The organism is Pseudoblastomonas aquimaris (assembly GCF_035481675.1).
Classification (GTDB): Bacteria; Pseudomonadota; Alphaproteobacteria; order Sphingomonadales; family Sphingomonadaceae; genus Alteriqipengyuania_B.
The window spans coordinates 1-17,850 of the sequence record NZ_JAYJJW010000001.1 but is presented as its reverse complement, the minus strand read 5'-3'; the positions used below and the strand labels follow the sequence as shown (position 1 = coordinate 17,850).

Sequence of the window (17,850 nt, the reverse complement as noted above, 5' to 3'; positions counted from 1 at the left end):
GGTTTCATGAAAATCCTGATGACGGGCGCGGCAGGCTTGCTGGGCGGGGAGACGGCGGCGCGGCTGGTGGCACGCGGGCACACGGTGACGGCGCTGGTCCATCGCAACCGCGAGGTGCTGGCGAACGATGGCTCCCCGGTCGCAATCGCCGATGCCATCGCGTGCGATATCGCAGAGCCGCTGCTGGGGCTGGACGAAGCGCTGGCCGGGCGGCTGGCCGCTTCGCATGACATGCTCGTCCATGTCGCGGCGACCACGCGCTTCGACTTGCCGGACGAAGAATACGACCGGACCAATCGCGGGGGCGCGGCCAACGCTGTCGCCCTGGCGCGGCTTGGCGGGATGCGGCTGCTGCACGTCAGCACCGCATATGTCTGCGGCGACCGGAACGGGCGTGTTGCGGAAGGCGACCCGCTGCCGGAAAACGGGTTTGCCAACGGCTACGAGGCGAGCAAGGCTGCGGCGGAGCGGCTGGTGCGGGAAAGCGGGCTCGACTGGATCATCGCGCGCCCTTCCATCGTCACCGGCGACAGCGCGACCGGTGCGATCCGGCACTTCGATACGATCTATGCCGCCTTCAAGCTGATCGCCGAAGGGCGGGTGAAACACATGGAAGCCCGCCGCGGCGCCACGCTGGACTTCGTCCCGATCGACCACGTCTGCGGCGCGCTGGCCGACCTGGCCGAAAATTTCGACACGGCGAAGAACGCGGCCTATCACCTTGTTTCCGGCCAGCCGGTGCCGGTCGAGACCTTTGCGTCCGCCATCGGCGCGTTCCCGCAATTCAGCGCGCCTGATCTCGTCGATCCTGCAGATTTCGACCCGGCCGCCCTGCCCGCGCTGGAACGGCGCCTATATCGCCGTGTCGCCGGGCTCTACGCGAGCTACTTCCAGCGCGATCCACGCTTCGACGATGCGCGCTTGCGCGCCGTCACCGGCCGGACCTGCCCGCCCACCGGAGCGGCCTACCTGCAGCGGCTGATCGAATTCTGCATTGCCGAGGGCTTCCTGCCCGCAGCCTAGCGGATATCCGGGTAATGCTGCGCCAGCCGCGCGCGGGCACCGAACGCCCACATGATACCGACCTTGAAGTATATCCAGTTTGCCTTCAGCTCGCCCCACTCGGCCACCCTGCGGTCCGACGTGTAGATCCTACGCGGATTGAGCCGCACGCGCCCGAAACGGGCCATGCGGATGCACAAATCCGCTTCCTCCATCACCGGCGTCCCCGGATCGCAGCCTCCTGCGGCGAGATAGTCGGCGCGGCGGAAATGCATCGCGTGATCGCCGAACAGCAGCCGAACGCCCTTTGCGTAGAGATGCGGCCGCAGCAGCAGCGGCGCGTACCAGGTCTTGATCCTGTTGTGGAAGCTGGTGAACCGCCTCGCGCCGTCCGGCCCGCGCAGGATGGTGGTGAACCCGCCCAGCGCCACTTCCGGATCGGCCAGCATCCGCTCCACTTCCGCCACGATGTCGCGCGGCGGCTCGGTATCGGCGTGAAGGACGCAGACGAGCTCGCTGCGCGCCGCCTCCACCCCGGCGTTGATCTGCCGCGCGCGCCCGCGCTGCGCCGTCATGACGCGCCACCCCGCGTCCCGGGCAATAGCCACGGTCTCGTCTCCGCTCCCACCGTCGACAAGCAGCACCTCGGCAGGCTGCGGATCGAGCGCGGCCACATGGGTCACCAGCGCAGGCAGCGCCTTCGCCTCGTCCAGAGCAGGTATCAGGAGGGTGACGGCCATCGCGGCGTCAGGGGCGGAAGTCGGGCCAGTGCTCCAGGTCGTCTTCCGTGTCGATATCGCCGAGTTCCTTGAGCATGGCGTACCCTATGCCCGCTTCGTCCAGCTTCGACAATGTCGCGGCAAGGAGGCCGGGCTCGCTCCACGGCATCGCTTCGAACAGAAACGGCATTTGCCGCGCGAGGCCAATCAGCCAGTATCCGCCGTCGGTCGCCGGGCCGATGACCGCGTCGTCCTCCGCCAAGGCCTTTGCCGCCTTGCGGAGCTTCTTCGCGGTAAGGCCGGGACAGTCGCTGCCGATGACCAGCGCCGGCGCTTCGACCCGGGCCAGCCGTTCGCCGAGATCGCCACCGCCTTGCGGCACCAGCTCGATCTCGCCCGGTACCAGCTGCGCGAAATCCGCCGCCTCCGCGCCGTCGTACCGCAGCTCGACCGGCAAACCGCTCGATCGTGCCTCGATCAGCGTGTGATCGAGCAAGGCGCGATAGACGCACAGGGCGGCAGCATCGCCGATGGTTTCCGCCAGCCGCGTCTTGACCGCGCCGGCCTTCGGATACTTTGCGAAAATGACCACGCGCGGTTGCATCGGGCGGGCCTTTAGCGGGTTGGAAGCCCCCGCGCTATCGGGCATGGCAATTGTCATGAAAGTGTCGGGAAAGCATCTTTTCGGCGCGCTCGCCGCGGGTGCCGTGGGCGCGCTGCTGGTTGCCGAAAGAAAGCGCCCGCTGCGCCGCCGGACCCGTCCCGACCTTGCCCGCAACATCCGCAACGCCGCCATGGGCGCCAGCTGTGCGCTGGTGATCGCCCTGGTGGAAGAACCGCTGACCCAGCGCATCGCCCGTGCCAATGCAGCCGGCGGGCGCGGGATCGCCCAGCGCGTGCCGAAACCGCTCTCGCTCGCTGCGGGCGTGCTGGCGATGGATTACGGCTTCTACCTCTGGCACGTCGCCACCCACAAGCTGCCGTTCCTGTGGCGCTGGCACCGCGTCCACCATATCGACGAGGACATGGACGCAAGCACGGCGGTACGGTTCCACGCGCTCGACATGCTGGTCTCGCTGCCATGGCGGCTGGTGCAGGTCCGGCTGGCCGGCGTCGATCCCGCAGGCCTGTTCGCGTGGCGGCAGTTCTTCAACGCCAGCATCCTGTTCCACCATTCGAACCTGCGCCTGCCGGCGGGCTGGGACGAGCGCCTGAGCCTCGCCCTCACCACGCCGAAGATGCACGGGATCCACCATTCGAGCGTGAAGGCCGAACGTGACAGCAACTGGACGAGCGGTTTTTCCTTTTGGGACCGCCTGCACGGCACCCTCAGGGACACGCCTGCGCAAGACGCCATCGATATCGGGGTTGCCGACCCGCGTGCCCAAGGCGATATTGCGCTTGCCCGGTCGCTGACGGCCCCCTTCCGGCCTATCCCGCCCGAAACACGATAGGAGATTGACGCAAGTGGAGACCATCGGTTTCGATCTGACTCAGATGAAGCGTGTGCCCCTGTCGGAAGAGCACCTCGCGGCGATTCGCGAGGCCGGCACCGAATGCAGCTATGCCGCCGGCGAAATCGTGGCCGCCACGGGCGAGGCGCTGACCCGCTTCGTCCTGGTGCTCGAGGGCGAGATCGAGGTGAAGGACCCCTATTCCGAAGCCCGGCTACTCGAAAGCGGCCTTGGCCCCGGGCAATTCATGGGCGACATCAATTTCCTCAACGGCGGGGCGACGATCCTGCCGATGCGCGCCGCGGTCGATACGCGAACGGTGGAGGTGCCGCGCAAGGACATGCTCGACCTGATGGCGCGCATTCCCGAATTGTCCGACCATATCATCGGCGTGTTCACCGCCCGCCGCCGCCGCACCTTCGAAGCCAGCGACAGCGCGATCAAGGTGGTGGGCGCAGAGCGCGATCCGGCTGTCCAGCGCGTCGCCAGCTTCCTCAGCCGCAACCGCATACCCCACCTCAATTTCGCGCTCGACGACGATGCGGACGAAACCGCGAGGCTGTGTAATCTCTCGGACCACGAACCGGCGGTTTTCGTCGGCAAGGACGAGGTTATGGCCGACCCCACCCCGCGCAAGGTCGCGCAGATGCTCGGCCTCGATCTCGACGTGACCGACACGGGCGATATCGACCTCCTCATCGTGGGCGGCGGCCCGGCAGGCGTGGCGGCGGCGGTCTATGCCGGTTCGGAAGGCCTGTCGGCGCTGGTCGTGGAAGACAGCGCGATCGGCGGGCAGGCCGGGACCAGCAGCCGGATCGAGAACTACATGGGCTTCCCGACCGGGATTTCCGGCGCCGACCTGACGCTGCGCGGGCAGATCCAGGCGATGAAGTTCGGCACGCGCTTTGCGATGCCACGCCGGGTCGAGAAGCTGGAGCGGCTGTCGGACCGGCGCTATTGCGCGACGCTGGACGATGGCGACACGATCTGCGCCAGCGCGGTGCTCGTTGCCACCGGGGTGCAATACCGCCGCCTGCCGCTCGACCGCTTGGAAGAATTCGAAAGCGCCGGCGTGTTCTACGCCGCGACCGAAATGGAGGCGCGCTGGTGCCGGGGCGGCACGGCCGTGGTCATCGGGGGCGGCAATTCAGCGGGGCAGGCGGCGATGTATCTCAGCCGCAGCGCCGATCACGTCCACGTCCTCATCCGCGGCAACAGCCTCGCCGATTCGATGAGCGACTACCTCTCCAGCCGGCTCGAAAGCGACCCGCGCATCACGATCGATTACGGCACCAGTTGCACCGCGCTGCACGGTAACACGCGGCTGGAAGCGATCACGATCGCAGGGCCGGACGGAGTGCGGACGATCGACGCGAAGGGCCTGTTCATCATGATCGGGGCGGCGCCCAACACAGGCTGGCTGGAAGGCCACGCCGAAACCGACGAGCGCGGCTTCGTGAAGACGGGCGATGCGGCGGGTGCGGCGAACGATTACGCCACCTCGGCCCCGGGCATCTTTGCTGTCGGCGATTGCCGGGCGGGTTCGGTCAAGCGCGTCGCGTCTGCCGTGGGCGAAGGATCGGTGGTTGTCTCCTCCATCTGGCAGCACGTCCGCGCCGCGAAAGAGCCCGCCACGCTCTGATCAGAGCATCTCCTTCAGCGGCACGGTGGCATCGGCCAGCTTGTCCGGCGCGACGGTTGCCCCCGCTTCCACCAGCTTGCGGCCCTGGACGTAATCCTTCACCGCGTTGACGCAGTCGAGTGCGACGACCTTGCCGCCGCGCAAATAGACGACCGAAAAGCTGCGGCTGTCCGGATCGCCGCGGGTCACGGCTTCGTCGTGGCCATGATTGAGGCCGACGGTCTGCAGCTTCAGATCGTACTGGTTGGACCAGAACCACGGCGTCGCGGCGTAGGGTTCTTCCTCCCCCATGATCGCCTTCGCCGCAGTCGTGGCCATGTCGCTGGCGTTCTGGACCGATTCCAGCCGGATGACCTGCCCGTCCGCAAAGCCGTTGGCATGGGCGGCGCAATCGCCGATGGCGTAGACATCTTCCAGCGTGGTGCGGCAGTATTCGTCGACATCCACGCCGTTGGCGCCGCTTGCGCCGGCAACCAGCAGCGGCCCCACGGCGGGCACGATGCCGATGCCCAAGATGACCATGTCCGCCGCGATGGTCTCCCCGCCGGCCAGCATGACGCCGCTCACCCGGCCATCCTTGCCGACGATTTCCTGCACCACCGTGTCCAGCCGCAGGTCCACACCATTGGCGCGGTGTTCGGCTTCGAAGAAACGCGACAGGTCTTCCCCGGCGACGCGCGCCAGCACGCGGGACTGGTTCTCCAGCACGGTGACGCTGCAGCCGAGCTTGGTCAGCACGGCCGCCGCCTCCAGGCCGATGTAGCCGCCGCCGATCACCACGACGCGTTTGAGACCGCTGTCCAGCTCTGCCTTCAGCGCATCGACATCGCGTCGGTCGCGCACGGCGTGGATGCCGGAAAGTTCGCTGCCCGGGCAATCGAGCCTCCGGGCATCGCCGCCAGCCGACCAGATGAGCCGGCCGTATTCCATCACGCTCTCGTCACTCAGGGTAAGGCGGCGTGCCTGTGGGTCGATGGCCGTTACCGCGCGGCCTCGCAGCACCGCGATATCCCGCTCCTCCCAGAATTCGGGCTTGCGGATCAGGATACGCTCGAACGGCTTTTCCCCGGCGAGATATTCCTTCGACAGGGGCGGGCGCTCGTACGGCAGCTCGCTTTCGCGCGTGACGATGGCGACGGTTCCTTCGAACCCGCGCTGGCGCAGGGCGATGGCGGCGGCGGCCCCGCCGTGCCCGCTGCCCACGATGATGATGTCGGCTCGTTCCATAAACGGCACTTTTGGGCGCACCCGCGGGCACAATCAAGCACGCGGCGCATTCGATTAGTAAGTTTCAATCAATCGATTGGACAGATTACCGGAGGGGGTCGTACCAGCCCCCTAGCAATTCGGAATCGGACCCGATTCCCCAACGAGAGGAGAATTCCCCATGGACGTCAAGACAGGCTCGATCTCGGGCGGCTGCCCCTTCAGCGGCGACAACGACATGCGCAAGCTGTTCGGCCGCACCAACCGCGAATGGTGGCCGGACAGCCTCGACATGTCCCCCCTCACGCAGGAAGGCCGCAGCGCCGACCCGATGGGCGAGGATTTCGATTACGTCGAAGCTTTCAACGCCATCGACTACAAGGCGCTGAAGGAAGACCTTACCGCGCTGATGACCGACAGCCAGGACTGGTGGCCGGCAGACTACGGCCACTACGGCCCCTTCTTCATCCGCATGGCATGGCACGCAGCCGGCACCTACCGCACCGGCGACGGTCGCGGCGGCGCCTCCAGCGGGCAGCAGCGTTTCGCCCCGCTCAACAGCTGGCCGGATAACGGCAACCTCGACAAGGCGCGCCGCCTGCTGTGGCCGATCAAGCAGAAATATGGCAAGCACATCAGCTGGGCTGACCTGTTCGTGCTGACCGGCAACGTCGCCATCGAAAGCATGGGCGGCCCAGTGTTCGGCTTCGGCGGCGGACGCAAGGACGTGTTCGAGCCGGAAACGGTCTATTGGGGCACCGAAGAACAATGGGTGGATACGGGCGCGGAAACGCGCATCAATCCCGATGAAGGCAAGGCGCTGGAAAACCCGCTCGCGGCGATCCAGATGGGCCTCATCTACGTCAATCCGGAAGGTCCGGGCGGCAATCCGCACGATCCCGAAGGCATGGCCCGCGACATGCGCGAAACCTTCGCCCGCATGGCCATGAACGACGAGGAAACCGTTGCCCTGACCGCCGGCGGCCACGCCTTCGGCAAGTGCCACGGCGCGAAACCTTCCGACACGTTCGGCAAGGCACCCGAGGGCGAAAACCTTCACACCATGGGCTTCGGCTGGCTGACCGACCCCGAAGAAATCGGCAAGGGCCACATCACGACCTCCGGCATCGAAGGTGCGTGGACCCCGAACCCGACCGAGTGGGGCAACGACTATTTCCGCTTGCTGTTCAAGTACGAGTACGAACTCGTGCAGTCGCCGGCCGGTGCCAACCAGTGGACCCCGATCGATCCGGAAGAGGCCGACATGGCCCCCGATGCACGCGATCCGTCCAAGAAGGTGCCGACCATCATGACGACGGCGGACATGGCGCTGAAGCGCGACCCGGAATATCGCAAGATTTCGGAGCGTTTCCTCAACGACCAGTCGGCGCTGGACGACGCCTTCGCCCGCGCATGGTTCAAGCTGACCCACCGCGACATGGGCCCGAAGGTCCGTTACCAAGGCCCCGAAGTGCCGGAAGAAGACCTGATCTGGCAGGATCCGATCCCCGCCGGCAAGGAAGCCTCGGACAGCGCCGTGGCGGACTTCAAGTCCAAGGTCATCGACAGCGGCCTGTCGGTACGCGAACTGGTCAAGGCGGCGTGGGCTTCGGCCTCCACCTATCGCCGCAGCGACCACCGCGGCGGTGCCAACGGTGCGCACATCCGCTTCGATGCGATCAAGAACTGGGCCGTCAACGATGCCGATGAACTCGGCAACGTACTCGCCAAGCTCGACGAACTGCGCGGCGACCTGTCGATGGCCGATGCCATCGTGCTGGCCGGCGCCGCAGCGGTCGAGAAGGCAGCCAAGGACGGCGGCTTCGACATCTCCGTTCCGGTGTCCACCGGCCGCGGCGATGCGACCGAAGACCAGTTCGACGCCGAAAGCTGGGAGCCGCTGGAGCCGTTCGCCGATGGCTTCCGCAACTACCTGAAGACCAAGGCTTCGGTGAAGACGGAAGACATGCTGATCGACCGTGCCGACCTGCTCGGCCTGTCGATCCCCGAAATGACCGCCCTGCTCGGCGGCATGCGGGCATTGGGCGCGGTCAGCAAGCACGCCGAACACGGCAACACAATCGGCGTCCTGACGGAGCGCCCTGGCACGCTGTCGAACGACTTCTTCGTCAACCTCCTCGAAATGGGCGTGGTCTGGGAAGTGGTCGACGAGAGCGGCGACGAGGAGTTCATCGGCCGCGACCGCAAATCAGGCGAAGAGAAGTGGCGCGCCACGCGCACCGACCTCGTCTTCGGCTCAAACTCGCAGCTGCGCGCGATCTCCGAAGTCTATGCCGAGAACGGCAACGAGGAAAAGTTTGCCCGCGACTTCGTGGCCGCATGGACCAAGGTCATGGAAGCCGACCGCTTCGACCTCCAGTACGCCAAGTACAAGTAAGTCCCACCGGCGGACGCGAAACGGGGCCGGGCGAGCGATCGTCCGGCCCCTTTTGCTTGCGCTTCCCGTCCCGGATGGCCCGTTTGATGACTTGCGCCGCAAGGGCGCGGCGGGCAGGAGACACGCCATGACCTCGCCGCGCGAATTCATTGCCGGGACCGACCCGCGGGTGCTGCGCGACGCGATGGGCTGCTTCGCCACCGGCGTGACGGTGGTGACGGCGCTGGCCGAAGACGGCGAGCCGGTCGGCCTAACGGCCAACAGCTTCACCTCGGTCAGTCTCGACCCGCCGTTGCTGCTGGTCTGCCCCGCAAAGAATGCCGGGACCACCAAGGTCCTGGAAAACACGGAGCATTTCGCGGTCAACGTGCTTGGCACGGACCAGAAGGACCTGTCCCAGCTGTTCGCCACCAAGGGCGCCGACCGGTTCGACGGTTTTGCCTTCGAGACATGGGATTACGGCGTACCGATCATCCCCGGCAGCCTCGCCAATTTCGAATGCCGCCGCCACGCTCTGCACGACGGCGGGGATCACATGATCCTGGTGGGAGAGGTGGAGCGGGTGCGCTTCGAACCGAACCGCGACCCGCTGCTTTATTTCGGCGGCAAGTACCGCCGGCTGCATTTCACCTGAGCGCCATCACATGCTGCGGGCGATGAGCATCTTCATGATCTCGTTCGATCCGCCGAAGATACGCGTGATGCGGCTGTCGCGGAACAGCCGCGCGATGGGGTATTCGTTGATGTAGCCCCAGCCGCCGTGCAGCTGCAGGCACTTGTCGACCGTCTCGCCCTGCAATTCCGTGGCGACCAGCTTTGCCGCCGCCGCCGCGTCCAGCGTCAGTTCGCCCTCCAGGTGGCGCGCGATGCAATCGTTGACGAAGACCTTGGCGGCCATGCCGCGTGCCTTCAGGTCGGCAAGCACGAACTGCGTGTTCTGGAAGTCCCAGATCGTCTGGCCGAACGCCTTGCGCCCCTTCACGTATTCGATGGTCGTATCGAGCGCCTTTTCGATCGCGATCATCGCGCCTGCGGCAATGATCAGGCGTTCCTGGCCAAGCTCGCCCATCAGCTGGGCAAAACCCTTGCCTTCCTCGCCGCCGAGGATGTTGTCGCCGGGCACGAAGACGTCGTCGTAGAACAGCTCCGACGTATCGGAACTGTCGAGGCCGATCTTGTCGAGCTTCTTGCCGCGCGCGAAGCCCTCCGCTTCCTCCGTCTCCACGCAGACGAGGCTGATGCCCTTCGCGCGCTCGTTCGGATCGGTCTTCGCCACGGTGATGACGAAATTGGCCACCTGCCCGTTGGAGATGAAGGTCTTGGATCCGTTGACGCGGTAGCCGTTGCCATCCTTCAGCGCGGTGGTGGTGATCGACTGCAGGTCGCTGCCGACGCCCGGCTCGCTCATCGCGATGGCGGTCACCAGCTCGCCGTTCACCATCTTGGGCAGCCAGCGCTTCTTCTGCTCTTCCGTGCCGTAGCGCACGACGTAGGGCACGCAGATGCAATTATGGAGCGAGGCGTTGAAGCCGCTCGCCCCGTGCTTCGCCGTCTGGTTGACGACGACGAGGTCGTGCCGGAAATCGCCGCCATGGCCGCCGTATTCTTCCGGCACCGATACGCCGAGCAGGCCCGCCTGCCCCGCCTCGTGCCAGAACTCGCGGTCGACCTGGCCGTTCTCTTCCCATTCCTTCAGGCGCTTTTCGGGCAAGTGCTGCTTGAAGAACTTGTCGACCGCATCGTCGAACATGCGGATTTCCTCGTCCTGCATGAAATCGGGATCGGGAATGTTGAGAGCGGACATGGGGAGGCTCCGTTGGCTTGGCGGTTGGCGAAATTTAATCGATCGTTTAAACGTTAGAGCGGGGCGGGTAAAGTCCCCCCTTGCCACGCTTTTGCAACGAGGACCCCGCAGTGACCATCGATCCCGAACGCATCCCCGTCATCGTTGGCGTGGGGCAGGTGAGCGACCGACCGGAGCATGCCGGGGACGGGCTCGACAGCGGCGGGCTGATGGTCGAGGCGCTGCGCCGGGCAAATGCCGATGCGGGCGGTGGCTGGCTGGCGGCGGCTGACCACCTCGCCGTGATTGGGCAGATTTCCTGGCCGCAATTGAACCCGCTCGACCCCGCGGTTGCAGAGGCACTCGGCATGTCAGCGGCGACCACCGAGCAAACCCCGCCCCACGGAGAAACGCCGGTCCGCCTGCTCAACGAAGCGGCGAACCGGATCGGCGCGGGCAAGGCAAGGATTTGCGCGGTCACCGGCGGGGAGGCGCTGCGGACGGCAGGGCAGCTGGCGAAAGCGCGCGCGACGAAGGACGCGCCGAAGAAGGATGCCTTGCGCGATGCGCCGCATCGCAAGCACACGGGATATGCCCAGAGCCACGGGCTGGTGGTGCCGGTCGACGTCTACCCGCTTTACGAGAATGCCTGCCGCGCGGCGTGGGGTCAGTCGCTCGCCGACGCGCAGCACGAAAGCGGCACGATCTGGTCGCACATGAGCGAGGTCGCGGCGGCCAATCCGGCCGCGTGGATGCGCACGCCCTTCGGCCCGCAGGAAATCGTGGCGCCCGATGCGGACAACCGGCCGATCGCCTTTCCCTATACCAAGCTGCAGGTCGCGAATGCCGCGGTGAACATGGGCGCAGGCTTCATCGTCGCGAGCCTCGCCGAAGCGCGGCGACGCGGGCTGGACGAAGCGCGGCTGGTCCATATCGGCCACGGCGCGGGCGCGAACGAGCCGACCGACATCCTCGCCCGCGCGAATTATCACGCCTCGCCCGGAATGGCGGCGGTGCTGGAAGAAACGCTGGCGCGCAATGATGTCGCCGCCGACGCGATCGACCATGTCGAGCTTTACAGTTGCTTCCCCTGCGTGCCCAAGATGGCGCGGCGGATCATTGGCTGGCCGGCGCAGCGCCCCGCGACTGTATTCGGAGGCCTCACGTTCGGCGGCGGGCCGATCGGCAATTACATGAGCCACGCCATCGCCGCGATGGTCCACACGCTGCGCGGCACGGGCGAGACCGGCCTGCTGTTCGGCAATGGCGGCTACGCCACGCATAACCATGCGATCATGCTGTCGGGACGGGCCACCGGCGCCGCCTTCCCGCAGGATTTCGACGTACAGGCAAGGGCCGACGCGGCGCGCGGCGCGGTGCCGCCGCTGGACGAGACTTACGCAGGTGCGGCGATGCTGGAGACGTTCACCGTCCACTATGCCCGCGACGGGTCGGCGCGGCTCGGCACCGTCGTTGCCCTGACGCCGGACGGTGCGCGCACCCTCGCCATCGTGCCGGCGGACGATGGCGCGACCATCGCAGCGCTGACGGACGGCCGGACCGAACCGGTCGGGCGGCCGGGCCGCATTTCGCGGGAGGGAGAAGCGCTTTCGCAATGGCATTTCGCCTGACGCTTCCATAGGGTCGCCCCATGCATCTCGGCACCTGCTATTTCCCCGAACACTGGCCGCGCGAACGCTGGGCGCAGGACGCGGCGATGATGGCGGAAATCGGCATCGACCGCGTGCGCCTGGGCGAATTCGCGTGGAGCCGGATCGAGCCCGAGCCGGGAAGTTTCGACTGGGAATGGCTGGACGAGGCGATCGAGGTCCTCGCCGCCGCCGGGCACAAGCTCATCCTGTGCACCCCCACCGCCACCCCGCCCAAATGGCTGGTCGACCGGATGCCGGACATGGTCGCACTAGACCGCGAGGGCAGGCCGCGCGGTTTCGGCTCCCGCCGCCATTACTGCTTCAGTCACGACGGCTACGCCGCGGAGGCCGCCCGCATCGCCCGCGTCGTGGCGGAACGTTACGGACGGCATGACGCGGTCGTCGGCTGGCAGACGGATAACGAGTACGGTTGCCACGACACGGTACAGAGCTTTTCCGCCGCCGCGAGAGAGGGTTTCCGCCGCTGGCTGGCCGGACGCTATGACAGCATCGGCGCGCTGAACGAGGCATGGGGCAACGTCTTCTGGTCGATGGAATATCGCGATTTCGCCGAGATCGAGCTGCCCAACCTGACCGTGACCGAGGCGAACCCGGCGCACTGGCTCGCCTTTCGCCGCTATTCTTCCGACCGGGTGATCGACTTCAATCGCACGCAGTCGCAAATCCTGCGCGAATGTTCGCCGGGCCGCGACATCATGCACAACGCGATGGGTTTCTACACCGGATACGACCACCACGATCTCGGCCGCGATCTCGATGTGATGGGTTGGGACAGCTACCCGCTCGGCTTCCTCGAGATGTTTCGCTTCTCCGACACGGAGAAGCGCCAATTCGCGCGCTCCGGCCATCCCGACATCGCCGCCTTCCACCACGATCTTTATCGCGGGACGACGAACGGCGGGCGGTGGAATGTGCTCGAACAGCAACCCGGCCCGGTCAACTGGGCACGGCACAATCCCGCGCCCGCACCCGGCATGGTGCGCCTGTGGACGCTGGAAGCGATGGCGCACGGCGCGGAGATGGTGAGCTATTTCCGCTGGCGCCAGTTCCCGAAAGCGCAGGAACAGATGCACGCCGGCATCCTGCGCACAGATGCGTCGCCCGCACCGGCCCATGGGGAAGTGGCGCAATCGGCGCAGGATATCGCGGCCATCGGCACATTGGGCGAAGCGCCGAAGCACGCCGCGCTCGTCTTCGCCTACGATGCGGAGTGGGTCACCCAGATCCAGCCGCAGGGCGAAGGATGCTCCGCCCTGTGGGCCGCTTTCCGCAGCTACGAGGCGCTGCGGCGGCTGGGGCTGAATGTCGACATCGTCAGCCCGGCAGCGGATGTTGCGCTGTATCCGCTCGTCGTAATCCCGTGCCTGCCGATCCTGCCGGATGGCTTTGCGCAGCGATTGGCGCAGCTCGATGGCCAGCTGGTCATCGGGCCGCGCACCGGCACGCGCGACCCGGACTTCGCCATTCCCGACGCCCAGCCATTGGCCGACCTGCTCGGCGGAGAAATCCTGCTGTCCGAAACGCTCGGGCGCGGCATAGCGCACGAGGGCGACGGCTGGGCGGTTACGCGCTGGCTCGACCATTTTGAGGGCGAGGCTGATGCGGAACTGGTCGCGGAGGACGGTACGGTGGCCTGCTGGAGGCATGGCAACACGCGCCTCTGCACGGGGTGGCCGGAAGGCGCGCTCATCTCGGAAATCCTGACCCGCGCGGCCCTGGACGCCGGGCTGCCGACGGTGCCGATGCCCGCGCACCGCCGACGCCGCGATTGCGGCCATACGGTTTTCACATTCGACTATTCCGACGGGTCCGTCACCTGGGAGAAACGCTGATGCCCGGCATCGACGAAAGCCGCGAATTCCAGCCGCTGTGCATCGCGGTGCTGACCGTATCCGACACGCGGACCATGGAGACCGACACGTCGGGCCGGTATCTTGCCGACAGCCTGCAGGAAGCAGGCCATTCCCTCGCCGCCCGCATGATCCTGCCCGACGATGCGCCCGCGATCCGTGCGCAGGTCGCCGAATGGGCGGAGAACGAGGGCGTCGACATCGTTCTGACAACCGGCGGCACCGGCTTTGCCCCGCGCGATGTGACGCCGGAAGCGATCCGGCCCATACTGACGAAGGAAATGGATGGCTTTTCCGCCCTGTTCCACGCCGTCAGCCGCGAGACCGTGGGCGTTTCCACCATGCAATCGCGCGCGCTGGGTGGGCAGGTCGGCAGCAGCTTCGTTTTCTGCCTGCCGGGCAGCACCGGGGCCTGCCGCGACGGGTGGGAGAAGATCCTGAAATACGAACTCGACAGCCGCTATCGCCCCTGCTCCATCGTCGGCATGATCCCGCGTTTCGCAAAGGACCACGGATGAGCGGCCTTTCCCACCTCGACGAAGATGGCCGCGCGCGGATGGTCGATATTTCGGGCAAGCCCGTCGCGCCGCGCACCGCGACCGCCAGCGGCGAACTGCGCTGTTCGGCCGATACGCTGGCCGCCGTGGCAAAAGGCCGCACGCCCAAGGGCGGCGTGATCGCGACGGCGGAACTTGCCGGGGTGATGGGCGCCAAGCGGACGAGCGACCTCGTCCCGCTTTGCCATCCGCTGCCGCTGGCGAAGGTGCTGGTGGAGATCGAGGCTGATCCCGCATTGCCGGGCTATCGCGTGACTTCCGAGGCACGCACGGAAGGGCAGACCGGCGTCGAGATGGAGGCGCTGACCGCCGTCTCCGTCGCCTGCCTGACCCTGTTCGACATGCTGAAAGCTATCGACAAGCAAATGACCATCGGCGCGATCCGCGTGACCTCGAAAACCGGCGGCAAGAGCGGCAGCTGGTCCGGCGAATGATCTCTTTCGACGAAGCGACCGAGCGCCTGCAAGCTTTGGCCCGGCCGCTCGGGCGGGAGCCGGTTGCGCTGGCGAAGGCGCACGGCAGGGTCCTCGCCGAACCTGTCTTGGCGATGGTCGATGCCCCGCCTGCCGATGTGTCCTCGATGGACGGCTACGCGGTGCGCGAGGCCGACCTTTCCGGCTTGCCGGTGACGCTGCCGGTCGCGTTCGAGAATGCCGCAGGCGTCGCCGATGCGGGAACATTGCCGGAGGGTGCCTGCGCGCGCATCTTCACCGGCGCGCCGTTGCCCGCCGGAGCAGACCGCGTGGTCATGCAGGAAGAGGTCGAGCGGTCCGGCGATGCGGCGACCTTTGCCGCGCCCCACAGTTCCGCCCGCTTCGTCCGCAAGCGTGGCAGCGACTTTTCGCGCGGCGACGCATTGCTGCCCGCCGGCACCGTCCTTGGCCCACGGCAGCTTGTGGCGGCTGCTGCTGCGGACCATGCACAGGTAACCTGCTGGCGCCGGCCAAGGGTGGCGCTTCTTTCCACCGGCGACGAACTGGCCGAGCCCGGCGAAGCGCGCGCCACACCGGGCGCGATACCGGAGAGCCTGTCAGCGGGCCTTGCGGCCTTCGTGATCGAATGGGGCGGCCTCCCCTCGCCCGCCGAACGGTTGGGAGACGACCTGCCTGCGCTGGAAAGCGCAGCGGCGCGGGCCGTCGCCGATCACGATCTCGTCGTGGTCACCGGCGGCGCCTCCGTGGGGGAACGCGATTTCGCCAAGGCGATGTTCGCCCCGCTCGGCCTCGATCTCGCTTTCGGGAAAGTCGCCATCAAGCCCGGCAAGCCGGTGTGGCTCGGCCGGGTCGGCGACACAAGCGTCATCGGCCTGCCCGGCAATCCCACCAGCGCGATGGTCACCGCTCGGCTGTTCCTCGCGCCCCTCCTCGCCGGCATGACCGGCCGCCCGTTTGCAGCCGCATGCAACTGGGGATCGCATGCGCTCGCTGCGCCCCTCCCGGCTTGCGACGGCCGCGAGACCTTCGTCCGGGCCAGGCTCGATGCGGAGGGCAACGCGAGGCCGCTCGGCAACCAGGACTCCGGCCTCCAGCATGCGCTCGCCTCGGCCGACCTCCTGATCCGGCGCGCTGCAGCCGCACCCGCTCTCGCCGCGGGCGAAAAGGCGCCGACCCTGCCTTTCTGAAGCGACTTCTACCGCCGATAGAACGCTTCTCAGGCGATCTGCGTGGTCTGGACCATGCTCAGTTCATTGCTCATGTCGAACATGCCGGCCGGGACCATCGAGACGTCTGTCTGCGCCGGGCTCTGGAAAGCAGCCTCCAACGCGGCCTCCGCATTGGCTTCGATCTGGCGATAAGCGACCGCCTGCGCCATGCCGTAATCGTCGCCGTCCATCAGGATCTGCTCCATCGAGCCGCCGACCATGGCATCGCCGTTTTCGTTGAAGGCGGCGAGTTCGATATGCGCCTCGCTGCCGCCATCGATCCAGTCCGCGCGCTGGGCCTTCTTGCCGCCCGCTGCCTCGCCGTCGAAGGCGATGGCATCGCCATTCGTGCCCCCATCGTAGTCGAGGATGAAGGCGATCGCCTTGGCATAGGACTCAGCGATTTCCGGATCGAGTGCCGACATGCCGGTGAGCGGGTCGGCGGTGGTTTCTTCGGGCGTCGCCAGCGAATGGTTGTTCAACGTGTTGAGGAACACGGCGCCTACATCGCGTTCGAGGATCTGCGCGTAGTCGCGCCCGCCCCCTTTCTCGCCCCCGCCGACCCAGCTGGCGAGCTGCTCCGCGCTCAGGACGATGTCGCCAAGGTCGATTGACCCGTCGCCGTCGGCATCCCACACCCCGTCACCGTTTCCATCCCAAAGGAAGAACGCGTCGTTGTCGCCGTCGCCATCGGTATCGATGCCGTATTTCGTCATCAGGTCGGTTTCGGACCAGCCCTCTTCGGAGAAGTCCTTGTTGCCTTCCGGCTTGCCGTCACCGTTGGCGTCGCCGTTGTTTAGGTCGTTCCCGTCATAGAGCGACTGGCCCAGCGTCGACTGCCAGAAACCCGGCGTGCGATTGGCGCCTTCCAGCATGTGATTGCCGAAATTGCCGTCCATCGTTTCGCCGATTTCCCCGGCCACGATGCCGCCGCTTTCCAGCGTAAAGGTGAACCCGCCATAGGTCTGGATGAACCCGTCGTGCTGCAGCTCGTAGACATGCAGGATGCCGTCGGCATCGTTCAGCAAGGCGCCATCGAAGGACAGCGGGTTCAGTCCTGTGAAGGAATAGGACCCGTCGGCAGCCGTCACCGTCGTGGTAAGATAGCCGTTCGTGGGATCGTCATCGTTGTCGAGAACGATGGTGAACCCGCCCAGCACGGCCGTGTCGGCCTCGTCCCAGGTGCCGTCGTTGTCGATATCGGCCCATTTGTAGCCGCTGACCGACATGTCCTCGAAATTGAAGAAGTTCACCGTCGCATCGAAACCGGATTCCTGCCCGGCAAGCGTGACGGTCACCGCCGTCAGCGCGGTCCACCCCGTGCGGGTTTCCTCCTGCACGTAGTAGGTGCCGGGGCGCAGGTTGGCGAATTCATAGGCCCCGTCGCCATCGGTCTGCGTGGTTTCGACCAGGTTGTTGTCGGCATCGTAGAGGTTGATCGTCCACCCTTCGACCAGGACCTGGTCGTCCGTGGTTGATAGATCCCCGTCGACGTCTTCCGTCTTCGTCCCGCTGATGCTGCCATAGCGCACGTTGGTGAAGTGGGCGTCGACGTCGAACCCGCTGGTCTGGTCGGCGAACACCACCAGTTCGTCGCTGATCGCATAGCTGCCGTCCGGCAGCGTCTCGGCCACCTGGTAGGTGCCGGGCACCAGCATCTCGAAGCTGTAATAGCCGTCCGCATCCGTCTGGGTCTCGCGGATCACGTTGCCGTCGCCGTCGAGCAGCGAGATCGTCACGCCCGCCCATGCCTTGGTCGTGCCGCCCAGCACCCCGTCGAGGTCCTCGTACTTGTAGCCCTCGATCCGGCCGTACTCGGTGTTGGCGAAGTCGACATTGTCGACATCGAACCCGCTTTCCTGCGTGCCCACCGATACCTCGGTCGCGGTCACCGCGAACCAGCCTTCCTCGCTGCCCTCGACCA

General features: G+C 66.5%; 15 protein-coding genes. 10 read left to right on the top strand and 5 right to left on the bottom strand.

Going from position 1 to position 17,850, the window contains the following annotated elements; translation table 11 throughout:
• The first annotated feature begins 6 nt into the window (after nucleotides 1-6).
• The gene (locus VCJ71_RS00075) at nucleotides 7-1,023 is read left to right on the top strand and encodes an SDR family oxidoreductase (RefSeq protein WP_324638253.1); all 1,017 of its coding nucleotides are present in this window, start codon (nucleotides 7-9) and stop codon (nucleotides 1,021-1,023) included.
• Here VCJ71_RS00075 and VCJ71_RS00070 read toward each other — a convergent pair.
• Both VCJ71_RS00070 and VCJ71_RS00065 read right to left on the bottom strand, forming a co-directional pair.
• On the bottom strand, nucleotides 1,020-1,742 hold the full coding sequence (locus tag VCJ71_RS00070) for a glycosyltransferase (protein ID WP_324638251.1): 723 nt from the start codon (nucleotides 1,740-1,742) through the stop codon (nucleotides 1,020-1,022). The genes VCJ71_RS00075 and VCJ71_RS00070 overlap by 4 nt on opposite strands.
• Nucleotides 1,743-1,749: 7 nt before the next feature.
• Complete coding sequence (locus VCJ71_RS00065; protein ID WP_324638249.1) at nucleotides 1,750-2,313, bottom strand: TIGR04282 family arsenosugar biosynthesis glycosyltransferase; 564 nt, start codon at nucleotides 2,311-2,313, stop codon at nucleotides 1,750-1,752.
• A gap of 67 nt (nucleotides 2,314-2,380) precedes the next feature.
• Here VCJ71_RS00065 and VCJ71_RS00060 point away from each other — a divergent pair, with 67 nt between their 5' ends.
• Together VCJ71_RS00060 and VCJ71_RS00055 are read left to right on the top strand one after the other, a co-directional pair.
• Nucleotides 2,381-3,175 (top strand): sterol desaturase family protein, encoded by a 795-nt coding sequence (locus VCJ71_RS00060; protein ID WP_324638248.1) that lies wholly within the window; start codon nucleotides 2,381-2,383, stop codon nucleotides 3,173-3,175.
• Nucleotides 3,176-3,218: 43 nt separating this feature from the next.
• On the top strand, nucleotides 3,219-4,817 hold the full coding sequence (locus VCJ71_RS00055) for an FAD-dependent oxidoreductase (RefSeq protein WP_324638246.1): 1,599 nt from the start codon (nucleotides 3,219-3,221) through the stop codon (nucleotides 4,815-4,817).
• On the opposite strand, the gene VCJ71_RS00050 is transcribed toward VCJ71_RS00055, so the two are convergent.
• Complete coding sequence (locus VCJ71_RS00050) at nucleotides 4,818-6,044, bottom strand: NAD(P)/FAD-dependent oxidoreductase (RefSeq protein WP_324638244.1); 1,227 nt, start codon at nucleotides 6,042-6,044, stop codon at nucleotides 4,818-4,820.
• A gap of 160 nt (nucleotides 6,045-6,204) precedes the next feature.
• Between VCJ71_RS00050 and katG the strand changes: the two genes are divergently transcribed.
• Together katG and VCJ71_RS00040 are read left to right on the top strand one after the other, a co-directional pair.
• On the top strand, nucleotides 6,205-8,421 hold the full coding sequence (gene katG, locus VCJ71_RS00045) for a catalase/peroxidase HPI (protein ID WP_324638242.1): 2,217 nt from the start codon (nucleotides 6,205-6,207) through the stop codon (nucleotides 8,419-8,421).
• A 127-nt stretch (nucleotides 8,422-8,548) separates the two neighbouring features.
• Nucleotides 8,549-9,055 carry a flavin reductase family protein gene (locus VCJ71_RS00040; RefSeq protein WP_324638241.1) on the top strand — a complete coding sequence of 169 codons (507 nt, stop codon included), beginning with the start codon at nucleotides 8,549-8,551 and terminating at the stop codon, nucleotides 9,053-9,055.
• A 6-nt stretch (nucleotides 9,056-9,061) separates the two neighbouring features.
• On the opposite strand, the gene VCJ71_RS00035 is transcribed toward VCJ71_RS00040, so the two are convergent.
• The gene (locus VCJ71_RS00035) at nucleotides 9,062-10,225 is read right to left on the bottom strand and encodes an acyl-CoA dehydrogenase family protein (protein WP_324638239.1); all 1,164 of its coding nucleotides are present in this window, start codon (nucleotides 10,223-10,225) and stop codon (nucleotides 9,062-9,064) included.
• Between the two features lie 110 nt (nucleotides 10,226-10,335).
• Here VCJ71_RS00035 and VCJ71_RS00030 point away from each other — a divergent pair, with 110 nt between their 5' ends.
• From VCJ71_RS00030 to VCJ71_RS00010, 5 genes are read left to right on the top strand one after another with little or no spacing between them, the layout of a single operon-like run.
• Nucleotides 10,336-11,835 carry an acetyl-CoA acetyltransferase gene (locus VCJ71_RS00030; protein ID WP_324638238.1) on the top strand — a complete coding sequence of 500 codons (1,500 nt, stop codon included), beginning with the start codon at nucleotides 10,336-10,338 and terminating at the stop codon, nucleotides 11,833-11,835.
• Between the two features lie 20 nt (nucleotides 11,836-11,855).
• A complete protein-coding gene (locus VCJ71_RS00025) occupies nucleotides 11,856-13,709 on the top strand; it encodes a beta-galactosidase (RefSeq protein ID WP_324638237.1) in 1,854 nt (617 codons plus the stop codon).
• A complete protein-coding gene (moaB, locus tag VCJ71_RS00020) occupies nucleotides 13,709-14,245 on the top strand; it encodes a molybdenum cofactor biosynthesis protein B (RefSeq protein ID WP_324638236.1) in 537 nt (178 codons plus the stop codon). The genes VCJ71_RS00025 and moaB overlap by 1 nt, the downstream gene beginning before the upstream one ends.
• Complete coding sequence (moaC, locus tag VCJ71_RS00015; protein ID WP_324638235.1) at nucleotides 14,242-14,718, top strand: cyclic pyranopterin monophosphate synthase MoaC; 477 nt, start codon at nucleotides 14,242-14,244, stop codon at nucleotides 14,716-14,718. The genes moaB and moaC overlap by 4 nt, the downstream gene beginning before the upstream one ends.
• Nucleotides 14,715-15,905: a molybdopterin molybdotransferase MoeA gene (locus VCJ71_RS00010; RefSeq protein ID WP_324638233.1), complete on the top strand. Its 1,191-nt coding sequence runs from the start codon at nucleotides 14,715-14,717 to the stop codon at nucleotides 15,903-15,905. The genes moaC and VCJ71_RS00010 overlap by 4 nt, the downstream gene beginning before the upstream one ends.
• A 29-nt stretch (nucleotides 15,906-15,934) precedes the next feature.
• Here the strand turns inward: VCJ71_RS00010 and VCJ71_RS00005 are convergent.
• Nucleotides 15,935-17,850 (bottom strand): MSCRAMM family protein (locus tag VCJ71_RS00005; protein ID WP_324638230.1); only part of this gene is annotated, 1,916 nt, incomplete at its 5' end.